This window comes from Pedobacter vanadiisoli (assembly GCF_042684385.1).
In the GTDB taxonomy this organism is placed as follows: Bacteria; Bacteroidota; Bacteroidia; order Sphingobacteriales; family Sphingobacteriaceae; genus Pedobacter; species Pedobacter vanadiisoli.
Genome location: NZ_JBHULL010000012.1, coordinates 70,174 through 81,006, shown reverse-complemented (window position 1 = coordinate 81,006; position 10,833 = coordinate 70,174). Strand labels below are relative to the sequence as shown.

Annotated in this window: 13 protein-coding genes; 9 read left to right on the top strand and 4 right to left on the bottom strand. The window is 37.7% G+C overall.

All coding sequences use genetic code 11. The features are described from left to right. Positions 1–394: 394 nt before the first annotated feature. The 8 genes from ACFSR6_RS15540 to ACFSR6_RS15505 all read left to right on the top strand — a co-directional run bounded on the left by ACFSR6_RS15540 (position 395) and on the right by ACFSR6_RS15505 (position 6,222). Positions 395–1,483 carry a Glu/Leu/Phe/Val family dehydrogenase gene (locus tag ACFSR6_RS15540; RefSeq protein ID WP_379080446.1) on the top strand — a complete coding sequence of 363 codons (1,089 nt, stop codon included), beginning with the start codon at positions 395–397 and terminating at the stop codon, positions 1,481–1,483. Between the two features lie 49 nt (positions 1,484–1,532). Further along, a complete protein-coding gene (gene nusB, locus ACFSR6_RS15535; protein WP_379080444.1) occupies positions 1,533–2,483 on the top strand; it encodes a transcription antitermination factor NusB in 951 nt (316 codons plus the stop codon). A gap of 2 nt (positions 2,484–2,485) precedes the next feature. Then, complete coding sequence (locus tag ACFSR6_RS15530; protein WP_379080442.1) at positions 2,486–2,944, top strand: DUF1573 domain-containing protein; 459 nt, start codon at positions 2,486–2,488, stop codon at positions 2,942–2,944. A gap of 72 nt (positions 2,945–3,016) precedes the next feature. Next, positions 3,017–3,331: a preprotein translocase subunit YajC gene (gene yajC, locus ACFSR6_RS15525; protein WP_379080440.1), complete on the top strand. Its 315-nt coding sequence runs from the start codon at positions 3,017–3,019 to the stop codon at positions 3,329–3,331. A gap of 121 nt (positions 3,332–3,452) precedes the next feature. Beyond that, on the top strand, positions 3,453–4,400 hold the full coding sequence (locus ACFSR6_RS15520) for a CdaR family protein (RefSeq protein WP_379080438.1): 948 nt from the start codon (positions 3,453–3,455) through the stop codon (positions 4,398–4,400). After that, positions 4,400–5,017, top strand: coding sequence for a dephospho-CoA kinase (gene coaE, locus ACFSR6_RS15515; RefSeq protein ID WP_379080436.1), 618 nt, complete (start codon positions 4,400–4,402; stop codon positions 5,015–5,017). The genes ACFSR6_RS15520 and coaE overlap by 1 nt, the downstream gene beginning before the upstream one ends. 36 nt (positions 5,018–5,053) lie before the next feature. Next, a complete protein-coding gene (locus tag ACFSR6_RS15510) occupies positions 5,054–5,995 on the top strand; it encodes an MBL fold metallo-hydrolase (protein WP_379080434.1) in 942 nt (313 codons plus the stop codon). An 83-nt stretch (positions 5,996–6,078) separates the two neighbouring features. After that, positions 6,079–6,222 (top strand): DUF5522 domain-containing protein, encoded by a 144-nt coding sequence (locus ACFSR6_RS15505; protein ID WP_183759576.1) that lies wholly within the window; start codon positions 6,079–6,081, stop codon positions 6,220–6,222. A 55-nt stretch (positions 6,223–6,277) separates the two neighbouring features. Here ACFSR6_RS15505 and ACFSR6_RS15500 read toward each other — a convergent pair whose 3' ends face one another. The 4 genes from ACFSR6_RS15500 to ACFSR6_RS15485 form a co-directional block, all read right to left on the bottom strand. Then, positions 6,278–6,883, bottom strand: coding sequence for a Uma2 family endonuclease (locus tag ACFSR6_RS15500; protein WP_379080432.1), 606 nt, complete (start codon positions 6,881–6,883; stop codon positions 6,278–6,280). Positions 6,884–7,031: 148 nt separating this feature from the next. Further along, the gene (locus ACFSR6_RS15495) at positions 7,032–7,748 is read right to left on the bottom strand and encodes a ZIP family metal transporter (protein WP_379080430.1); all 717 of its coding nucleotides are present in this window, start codon (positions 7,746–7,748) and stop codon (positions 7,032–7,034) included. A 3-nt stretch (positions 7,749–7,751) separates the two neighbouring features. Continuing rightward, a complete protein-coding gene (locus ACFSR6_RS15490) occupies positions 7,752–8,315 on the bottom strand; it encodes a phosphatase PAP2 family protein (protein ID WP_379080428.1) in 564 nt (187 codons plus the stop codon). Then, positions 8,312–9,043, bottom strand: a complete 732-nt coding sequence (locus tag ACFSR6_RS15485; RefSeq protein ID WP_379080426.1) for a class I SAM-dependent methyltransferase — start codon at positions 9,041–9,043, stop codon at positions 8,312–8,314. Before ACFSR6_RS15485 ends, ACFSR6_RS15490 begins: the two co-directional genes overlap by 4 nt. A 317-nt stretch (positions 9,044–9,360) precedes the next feature. On the opposite strand from ACFSR6_RS15485, the gene glmM reads away from it, so the two are divergent. Further along, complete coding sequence (glmM, locus tag ACFSR6_RS15480) at positions 9,361–10,746, top strand: phosphoglucosamine mutase (protein ID WP_379080424.1); 1,386 nt, start codon at positions 9,361–9,363, stop codon at positions 10,744–10,746. The last annotated feature ends 87 nt before the right edge of the window (positions 10,747–10,833 follow it).

The following is a 10,833-nucleotide window of genomic DNA, read 5'->3' as shown; positions in this document are numbered from 1 at the left end:
TTTCTCTCTACTTAAGACCTGACCGATGATAGCCAGTTTAAATTCCAGACTATACTTAATTTTTCTGCTCATAAAATGCTCCTATTAAAGTGTCCAACTTTTTGGGGGCAGTCCAGCGCTGCGGGCTTTCCACTTTATCAGGTTTATTTAACGTCAGCCTGTGGCTCATAAATGGGACAGTGGCGAAGAAGAATATATCAATGTAAAGAAACCCGGACCCAGAGCCTAGGTTTCGTGTCTCCACGGATACCATTATTTTTTCCTAAGCAATACTTTTTAAACTTATAACTTGGTTTATTTAATCCTGTCCAAATTAATTTTTCTATAGTTTAGTTAAAAACGTGTAATAATGGTTTTTTATTTTAATTTTGCAGCAGGTTAGCCGAACGTTAATATGCCAGCAAATTCTCAGTCAGATTCATCAATTTTAGATCAGTTAAGTGCTTATGGGCATAAAAAATTGGTTTTCTGTAATGATCCAGATACAGGTTTAAAAGCAATTATTGCCATACACGACACCACTTTGGGACCTGCCTTGGGCGGTACAAGGATGTGGAGTTATTCTACTGAAGCCGAAGCGCTGGAAGATGCCCTTCGTTTATCGCGTGGAATGACCTATAAAGCAGCCATCACCGGTTTAAACCTTGGTGGAGGAAAAGGTGTAATCATTGGCGATTCGAGAAAAGATAAAACAGAGACTTTAATGCGCAGCTATGGCAGGTTTATCAAAAACCTGAATGGCGAATTCATTACGGCTGAAGAGATGGGTACCAATACCCGCGATATGGAATATATCCGTATGGAAACCACACATGTTACCGGAGTTCCTGAATCAATCGGTGGTGCTGGTAATCCGGCTCCATTTACCGCTCAGGGTGTTTATTTAGGTATTAAAGCGAGTGTAAAAGAAGTTTTCGGTACCGATATGCTTGCCGGTAGAACCATTGTGGTACAGGGAATTGGCAATGTTGGCGAACACCTCGTTGCTTTATTGAGAAAAGAAAATGCTGAGGTATTGATCAGCGATATCAATCAGGAGCAGTTAACATACGTAGCCAGAAAATATAAGGCAAAACCGATCGAAGCGGATAAAATTTTCACAACCGATGCCGATGTTTATGCACCATGTGCCATGGGGGCCACGGTAAACAATAAAACCATCGAAAAAATGAAGTTTGCTATTATCGCAGGTTCGGCAAACAACCAGTTAAAAGATGAGGTTTTGGATAGCGAATTGCTATTAAAAAAAGGAATATTGTTTGCACCTGATTACCTGATTAATGCAGGTGGGCTGATTTCATGCTATTCTGAGCTGACAGGTTTTGGTAAAAAACGTACTGTACAGCTTACCGAAAATATTTATGATGCTACGCGCAGCGTAATTAAATTAAGTAAAGCTGAAAATATATCAACAAACATTGCTGCAAACCGGATTGCCGAGAAGCGGATTGAAGACATAAAAAAAATTAAATCGTCATATTAAATTATAATTATTAAAACAGGTTTTAAAAACCACACTCGTTCTTACATTCATGTTAAACAGAAGGCACTTAAGAATCAAAGCTTTGCAAAACATCTTTGCATGGCACATGGCAGACAAAAAAGACATTAAAGGTGATTTAAAAACCTTAATGCAAAGTATCGATAGCGTGTATGAAATGTACATCTGGATGCTCTCTTTATTGGTAGAAGTTACCGAATTTACTGCCAACGACGCGGCTGAACGCGCAAACAAATTCATTAAAACGGCAGAGGATATTAATCCGAACATGAAATTGCTACACAATAAGTTTAGCGTCTTATTGCAGCAGAACCCTGAATATGTTGCTGCAATTAAGAAGTACAAGGTAGATTGGGGTTTTGATCCCGAAATCCGTAAAACGGTGTACAATTCTTTAAAAGCATCAAAAGAATATGCCGATTACCTTGCTGATCCTAAAGAGACTTTAGAATCATCAAAAGACATTATCAAATACATTTTCCGTAAAATTATTTTAAAAAGCCAGGCGATTATCCAGGTTTTTGAAGAGAAATTTATCAACTGGCAGGTAGATCATGAAGTGATGAAAGGCATGGTAGCCAAAACCCTTAAAAACTTCACTTCTGATGACCCATTCAAAAACAAACTGACCGAAATCAGTGCTGATTGGGCAGAGGATAGTAAATTTGTTCAGGATCTTTTTGTACACACTTTGCAGAACGACTCGAAATACCAGGAAATGATTGCCGATAGGACCAAAAACTGGGAATCAGAGCGTATTGCACTTATGGATACCATCCTGATGAAAATGGCCATCTGCGAACTGCTAAACTTCCCTTCTATTCCGGTTAAAGTAACCATTAACGAATACCTGGAATTATCAAAAGATTACAGTACACCGAAGAGCAATTCATTTATAAACGGTATTTTAGACAAAATTTTAGGCGATCTTAAGAAAAACAATACCATTAAAAAGATCGGTCGCGGATTAATTGAAGATTAGAAATGAGAAGAACATTTATCCTGGCTATTGCTGCACTTTCATTTGCAGCTTGTCGTAATGCAAATAATCAAACCAGCGAATCTGCTTCAGCTGTTTCAGTTGGCAACGATACATCAAAAACAGCTAAAGTTGCTCCTGCTGATGCACCTGTCATCGTTTTCGAACGCGATATTTTCGATTTCGGCAAAATAACGCAGGGAGAAAAAGTTAAGCACGATTTCAAACTTAAAAATACAGGTAAAAGCCCGCTCATTATTTCAAATGCGACAGCAACTTGTGGATGCACCGTTCCACAGATACCGGGCGAACCAATTTTGCCAGGTAAAGAAGGTGTAATTAGCGTGGTTTTTAACAGCGAAGGCAAAATGGGGATGCAAGATAAGGTGGTAACCGTAACATCAAATGCAAACCCAACAGTAGCTACAGTTCATTTGGTAGGAGAGGTACTTACTAAAAAGTAAATTGGTTATGGCTTATGTACTCATGCATAAATCATTAACTATCCATAAAGAAAAAACAAAAAATATAAAATAATGACATCAACAGTAATTTTACAAGCAACTGGAGGATTTGATCCAAGGCAGTTAATCATGTTTGGATTGATTGCACTGGTATTCTACTTTTTTATGATCCGCCCTCAGCTTAAAAAAGCTAAAGACCATAAAAAACTGATCGGCGAGTTGAAAAAAGGAGATAAAATTGTAACTACAGCAGGTATTCACGGCCGTATTGCGGATATGAATGAAACCACTTTTTTAATTGAGGTTGAAGGTGGTGTAAAGATCCGTTTCGATAAATCAGCAGTTTCTTTAGATGCGACCAAAGCAGTTGCAGCCCCTAAAGCCTAATAAACTAATAAAAATTAAGTGCAGTCCCGAAAACTTTCGGGACTGTTTTTGTTTTACTACATTTGATTAAATGCATTTTCTGGATAATATTTTCCAGCTTACAGCAAATATTTAGTTTATTATGCCCTTCATTAGGTTAACGAAGATTGAAAAAAGACGTGTATTTAGCTTATTGGCCTGCTTGCTACTGGCTATAGCTGCATGGCTTTTTATGGCATTGAACAATAAGTATATTTATGTGGCTAAAACAGTTTTGGTTTTTAAAAACACGCCAACCAAAAGAGCATTTTATCCATTACAATCTGATACGATAGATCTGCAGGTAGAGGGAACAGGCTGGCAGTTGCTGTTTGCCCGTTTAAGAATAAGTCCCCCCTCTGTTTCTGTTAACCTGAGTCAGCTTAATACCAAAGATTTTATCGTTTTTTCCGACCAGCTGTTCAACATCAACAAGCAGTTGGAAAGCACACAAAAGGTAATTTCTGTTAAGCCCGATACACTATATTTCGATTTTACCAAAAGGATGGTGAAAAGGGTACCGGTAAAACTGATCGATAAATTAGACTTTGAAAAACAGTATGGTATTGCCAGCGAAATTATCCTTAACCCAAAATATGTTAAGGTTGCCGGACCAACCGAAGAACTTAACAAAATAAAATTTTGGCCTACTGATACCTTAAAACTGGATAAAGTTCAGAGCAGTAGTACAACAAGAGTTGCGCTGCAGCACAGTATACACAAAAATGTAAGTATTTATCCTTCTTCAGTGGAGGTTAAACTACCGGTTGATGAGTTTACCGAGAAAACCATTGAGGTACCTTTAAAAATCATCAATAACAGGAATTACAACAGCATAAAACTTTACCCAAAAAAGGTTAAGGTTACTTTTTTAGTAGCATTGAGCAATTACGCCCAGGTTGATGAAAGTTTTATTACTGCCACTATTGATGTAGATGAATGGCAAAATTTAAAACATCATCAGTTTACCGTTAAAATAACCGAATTTCCTGATTATTGTAAACTGGTAAGCGTAATGCCTTCCAAAATAGATTTCATAGTAGAAAAATAATGTATAAAGTAGGAATAACAGGCGGTATAGGCAGCGGTAAAAGCACCGTTTGCAAGGTTTTTGAGCTATTGGGGATCCCTGTTTTTTATGCAGATAGCGCAGCTAAAGAGATCATGACCCAGGATGCTTTGTTGATAGAGGGAGTTAAAGCTGCTTTTGGCAATGAAAGTTATTTTGAAGATGGCAAACTAAATAATAAACATATCGCCGGCATTGTTTTTAACAATGAGAAAGCACTCGCACAACTAAATGCTTTGGTACATCCGGCCGTTTTCAGGGCTTTTGATGCCTGGGAAGCCACTATTCCTTCAACAGTTCCCTATACCCTAAAAGAAGCTGCAATATTATTCGAAAGCGGCTCTTATAAATTATGCGATACTACAATTTTGGTCACAGCACCTTACGAAATTAAGTTAAAGCGTTTAATACAACGTGATGGGGCTACAGAAGAGCAGGTAAAAGCCCGGATGGATAAACAGCTTAGCGATGAGGAAAAGACGAAAATGGCCGATCATTTTATTGTTAACGACGAGAAGCAGTCTGTTATAGAGCAGGTTTTGGCTTTGCACCAGCAATTAATCGAGGCGGCAGAAGCATTTAAAAATACCATAGCATAATCTACTTTAATCATACTATTAAATCTTTTCCCGATCATGATTTTAGAAGATTTCATTACCATTAGTCCAATAGGTTTATATTGTGTTTATGGTGATTTTTACCTCGATCCGCAACAACCCGTTAAAGAAGCAGTGGTTTCGCATGCGCATGGCGATCATGCTGTCGGCGGAAGTCAGCATGTGTACTGTACAGCTGCCACTGCAGCCTTTATGAAACACCGTTACCGAAAATTTGCGGCGGTCGATTTTTTTACCAAAAGTTATCATCAATCCTTCAAATTAAAAGAGGTTACCGTTACTTTCTATCCTGCCGGGCATATCTTGGGTTCCGCACAGGTTTTAATGGAATATAAAGGTGTTAAGTACCTTTATACAGGCGATTACAAGATTGAACCGGATAAGACCTGTGAGCCCTTTGAATTTGTGGAAGCAGACGTTTTGATTACGGAAAGCACCTTTGCTGATCCTGAAACCAAGCATCCTTCTCCTGTTGACGAAATTAAAAAGCTGAACGAGACCCGTGCGAATATCATGCTGGGTTCCTATGCTTTAGGTAAAAGCCAGCGGATTATCCAATTGTTGAATGATCATTGTCCAACGCGGAATGTTATGGTGCATTTTAGCATTATGCCATTTGTTAAAATATATGAAGATTATGGCATCAGACTGGGTAATTATAGCATGTACGACCGTAAAGTGATGAAAAACAACCACGAAAACCAGGTTTATATTGTTCCTCCAATGGTTTTTCACAGTTATCATAAGGCAATTAATGTAGTAAGGGCATTTGCCTCAGGTTGGAAAAACCTGCAGCAGCAAAATGGGATTTCACTTTACATTTCCGATCATGCCGATTGGGATGCGATTTTAGAAACCATCAGCATGGTAAAACCAAAACAGGTATGGACTTTACACGGCGATGGAAAACAGCTTAAAGATTATTTTAAAAATAAACTGGAAGTTAAAATATTAAATTAGTAATTGTAATAGTTGGAGAATAGTACTAAATATCAGCTGTCTGTCTTCCTGAACTTGTTTCAGGATCTTTTAATTGATGGTATATGAAAGAGGGTGAAGATTTTTACTTTAACGAAGACGGATTAATGGTTTTTACTGAGGTTTACCATTTAAAACGTGGTTATTGCTGTAAAAATAAGTGCAAGCATTGTCCCTGGGGTTATGGGAAAAAGAAAGAAAAGAAGTGATACAGTTTGTAGTTGGCAATTTTCAGTTCATACTTTTGAATTTTTATGTGCAAACTCATTTCTCCTTACCAAAACGAACATGGTAATAAATATCACTTAGCGCTATGTCAAACCCCATCGAAACAAAACTTAGCACATCAGTAATCTCTTCATGTCTACTGAGTAACCAATTTTGCTCATCATTGACATAATGCGCCTCAACGGAAACCGATTCCGAATCAATCATCATGTATTCTTTCAATGATGGGATATCTTTATAGAGCTTAAATTTTTTCCCTCTATCGTAATTTTTGGTAGAAGGGGACAGGATTTCAATAATTACAGTAGGTAAAATTGAGGTATCTTCATCAACATCGCTATGCGTTAAACCATTGCAGTAAATGGAAATATCAGGATAAGTGAATAAAGTATTCTCCGGAATATTCATTCGCATATCACTTCCGTAAGGTCGGCATGGCTTACCCCTTAAATAATTTCCTATTTCTATAAAAACATTACTGAAAATTTTATTGTGATTGAGTCCAGCCCCCGACATGGCAAAGATCTCTCCCTGATAATATTCATGTTTCACTGTAGATGGTTTTTCCATCTCCAGGTATTCTTCAACAGTATAATGTCTTTTTTGATAGGCTGCAACGGGCTCATTCACAATTTTATCCATACACTAATTTACCTAATTTTTTACAGCTGTTTTTAAAATTTAAGCGATTAAACGTTTAAAACGGTTATGGGGTTAATTGTTTGAATGATAGTTATTTAAGTCGATAAACTGCAAGCTGATAACTAATCATTGTCAACTGAGAACCGGCCTAATGTCCCGCAAAGAAACCGATCAATGCCACACCAATCCCCAGTAAAACAGCAATCATTTTGCGCGTGTTGATTTTATGATCGGCACTCGATTCAAATAAAATTGTGGTAGAAATATGCAGGAAAATACCAATTACGATACCCATAATCTTATTGAAATAAGCATCAAGGCCTCCTATGGTGCCGTTGCTGAGCCCAACACTTACATAAAAGCCAAACGGTGCCATTACGGCAAATAAAGTAAGGTAAAGTACGATGCTACCTTTCTTGAAATGGTTCTGAGTGAGTATACTCGCCAATGCAAATGCTGCCGGAATGTGATGCAGCGAAATACCAAAAATCAATTCATTGTGTTGTTCTTTTGCCAGGGGCATGCCTTCTAAAAAAGCGTGCAGGCATAAACTGATCATAATACCAAAAGGAAAAACATGTCCATCGTGGTGTTTATGGATGTGCCCATGTTCCACCCCTTCCGAAAACTGTTCTAAAAAAATCTGTAATAAGAAACCGATCAGGATAAAAACTCCAATCTGCCACTTATCTGGTCCGCTATAAGCATCAGGAATTAGATGTAAAACCGTTATGGCAAAAAGATAGGCACCGCTGAAAGATAAGATCAATTTCAGCAGTTTCGATTTATCGCTCTTTACCATAAAAATAGCTATCCCGCCCAAAAAAGCAGAAAAAAAGAGTACGCAGAATTTCCAGATTTCCATAGGTTAAAAATCAGGTTGTAATTTTTTAAATATTCTCGAACAGATAAAGCCTATCGTTATTCCCAGCAAGGCACCGGTTGTAACATCAACAGGGTAATGGACACCAACATATACCTGTGCAAAACTGATAATAAACGCCCAAAAGAGGCCGATAGGCAAAATAGGTTTCCACCTGCTATAGAAAACACAAATCAAAAAAACGGCTATAGCGAAATGATTGGTGGCATGTGCAGAAGGAAAACTTAATCCGCTACCGCAAGGTACACGGTGTATGATATCGTTGGCCAAAGTCAGGTCATTACATGGTCTTACCCTCGATACCCATGGCTTTACTACCCTCGATGCAATTAAATCGCCCATTGCAAAGGTAAAAAGTACCATACCAATAATGTAATAGCCTTGTTTTTTATACTGTTTAATACAAAATACAATGATAAAAAGATAAAGCGGCGACCAAAAGAAACGGTTTCGCATTAATGGCATCAGCCAGTCAAAAAAGCTGTTTGAAAGTCCGCGGTGGATTTTCAGGAATAATTCTACATCAAATTGCTGTATACTTTCTATCATGCTTTTTTACAGATTAAAATTAAGCGGTCGGAAGTAGATTGATCAAATTCATCTAAACTATAGTTGCCAAAGGTTTTTTCGATCCTCATCCCGGCTTTGGTAAGCATGCGTTGAAAATCTTCAAAACTGAATGCCTGCACGCGTTCTTCAAAATTATATACCTTGTGCTTGTCTTCAAAATTTATCTTCTTGATGATTTTTCCATCCACAATATTTTTGGTGATGTTGAAAGTAATGCCATCAAGCGACTTGGTTTCGCATGAATTTAAATTGCGGATAATTTTTTCTGTGTTAAAATAATCCAGCACTAAAATCCCATCGGCAGTTAGACATTTTCTGAAGGTTTTAAGGGCATTCACATGTTCTTTCTCGGTATCAAAATAACCGAAACTGGTAAAAAGGTTTAAGGCCACATCAAAATAATTGATGTAGAACAACCTGCGCATATCGTGCACCAGGAAATGCAATTTATTGTTTTCGAACTGTTTGGCGTATTTAATGCTTTGTTCAGAAAGGTCTATCCCTGTAACATCGAAACCTTTTTTGTTCAGGTAAATAGAATGACGGCCTTTTCCACAGGCAATATCCAGCATTTTGGCATCGGCTTTAGGATGAAGGAAGTGTGTGAGTTTATCAATAAAAAACTCGGCTTCAGCATCATTCCGTTGTTGATATAGAATATGATAATACGGCGAATTAAACCAATATTGAAACCACTTGCGCTGCATATAAAAGCCTTTTTTATCTTAAAAAGATGCAAATATAAGGTTTTACAACTGCTAGTGAAGTCAGAATATGCTTTTATGCAATAATGTTGCAAGAATATTATGGATCATTTTTTTATTTTGTTGAAAATGAAGATAAAAGATTGAAGACCAGCTGGTGGTTAAGACACACGTTTGATTTTAATCATGCAGCTAATTTCTACCGGGCACATCGTGTTTATAGATATAAAAACAATGTAAATTTGCTGGGCAAAACCTTGCTAAATAGCCTCTATGTTGTTTTTTTTGTTATTTTTGGACCTCAAAATAAATTATACACGGTGACTTTAATAAAATCGATTTCAGGAATACGCGGAACCATAGGCGGAAAGGCTGGCGACGGCTTAACACCATTTGATATTGTGAAATTTACAGCAGCATTTGGCAGCTGGGTAGTAAAAAAAACCGGCAATAAACGAATTGTTTTGGGACGCGATGCCCGTATTTCCGGCGAAATGGTTAATAATTTAGTAATCGGAACCTTACAGGGCCTGGGCATTGAGGTAATTGACCTGGGTTTGTCAACAACTCCAACTGTAGAAGTAGCTGTACCTGATGAAAATGCAGGAGGCGGTATTATTTTAACAGCTAGCCATAACCCAAAACAATGGAATGCTTTGAAGCTACTGAATGCCAGGGGCGAATTTATTAGCGATGCAGATGGTAAAGAAGTTTTAGATTTAGCCGAGAGTGCCGATTTCGAATTCGCCGATGTAGATAAGCTTGGAAAAGTAATCAAAAACGATACTTATCTTCAAAAACACATCGATAAAGTTTTAGCATTACCATTGGTGGATGTTGAAGCCATTAAAAAAGCCGATTTTAAAGTGGTAATCGATTGTGTAAATTCAACAGGAGGTATTTTTATCCCGGCTTTATTAAAAGCTTTGGGAGTAAATAAGGTAATAGAACTGTATTGCACACCTGATGGGCATTTTCCGCACAATCCTGAGCCCTTACCGGAACATTTAACTGAAATATCGAAAGAGGTTCAGAAACAGCACGCTGATTTAGGTATTGTAGTTGACCCGGATGTTGACCGTTTATGTTTTGTAAACGAAGATGGCAGTATGTTTGGCGAAGAATATACCCTTGTTGCCGTTGCCGATTATGTATTGAAGAACACACCTGGAAACACCGTTTCTAACCTTTCTTCAACCCGTGCTCTGCGCGATGTAACCGAAAGGGCAGGTACAGACTATAATGCTTCGGCTGTAGGTGAGGTTAATGTTGTAAACAAAATGAAAGAAACGAATGCCATTATTGGTGGTGAAGGAAACGGTGGAATTATCTATCCTGAATCGCACTACGGCAGAGACGCTTTGGTGGGTATTGCTTTGTTTTTAACGCATTTGGCTAAGTTTGGCAAATCAATCTCCGTATTACGACGCAGTTATCCTCAGTACCACATCTCTAAAAATAAAATTACCCTTACGCCAGAAATGGATATTGATAATTTGCTGAAACAGGTAGAGGAAAAATACAAAAAACAGCCTTACAGTACTATTGATGGTTTGAAGATAGAATTTGATAAAACTTGGGTACATTTGCGCCGTTCGAACACAGAGCCGATTATCAGGATTTACAGCGAGGCCGAAAATGAAACCATCGCCGAAAATCTGGCAAATAAGATTATTTCCGATATCAAGGAAATATTACACCTTTAATCCCTCAAAAGGATTTAAGGCTTTAAGCATAAAGATTGGGACTTAATAGAGAACGATTAAGTCCCGATTATTTTAAACAGGGATGTT

Bases quoted from the DNA above. Each gene is read 5' to 3' on its own strand.
- ACFSR6_RS15540 (WP_379080446.1), top strand. From the start codon at position 395: ATGCCAGCAAATTCTCAGTCAGATTCATCAATTTTAGATCAGTTAAGT.
- nusB (WP_379080444.1), top strand. From the start codon at position 1,533: ATGTTAAACAGAAGGCACTTAAGAATCAAAGCTTTGCAAAACATCTTT.
- ACFSR6_RS15530 (WP_379080442.1), top strand. From the start codon at position 2,486: ATGAGAAGAACATTTATCCTGGCTATTGCTGCACTTTCATTTGCAGCT.
- yajC (WP_379080440.1), top strand. From the start codon at position 3,017: ATGACATCAACAGTAATTTTACAAGCAACTGGAGGATTTGATCCAAGG.
- ACFSR6_RS15520 (WP_379080438.1), top strand. From the start codon at position 3,453: ATGCCCTTCATTAGGTTAACGAAGATTGAAAAAAGACGTGTATTTAGC.
- coaE (WP_379080436.1), top strand. From the start codon at position 4,400: ATGTATAAAGTAGGAATAACAGGCGGTATAGGCAGCGGTAAAAGCACC.
- ACFSR6_RS15510 (WP_379080434.1), top strand. From the start codon at position 5,054: ATGATTTTAGAAGATTTCATTACCATTAGTCCAATAGGTTTATATTGT.
- ACFSR6_RS15505 (WP_183759576.1), top strand. From the start codon at position 6,079: ATGAAAGAGGGTGAAGATTTTTACTTTAACGAAGACGGATTAATGGTT.
- ACFSR6_RS15500 (WP_379080432.1), bottom strand. From the start codon at position 6,883: ATGGATAAAATTGTGAATGAGCCCGTTGCAGCCTATCAAAAAAGACAT.
- ACFSR6_RS15495 (WP_379080430.1), bottom strand. From the start codon at position 7,748: ATGGAAATCTGGAAATTCTGCGTACTCTTTTTTTCTGCTTTTTTGGGC.
- ACFSR6_RS15490 (WP_379080428.1), bottom strand. From the start codon at position 8,315: ATGATAGAAAGTATACAGCAATTTGATGTAGAATTATTCCTGAAAATC.
- ACFSR6_RS15485 (WP_379080426.1), bottom strand. From the start codon at position 9,043: ATGCAGCGCAAGTGGTTTCAATATTGGTTTAATTCGCCGTATTATCAT.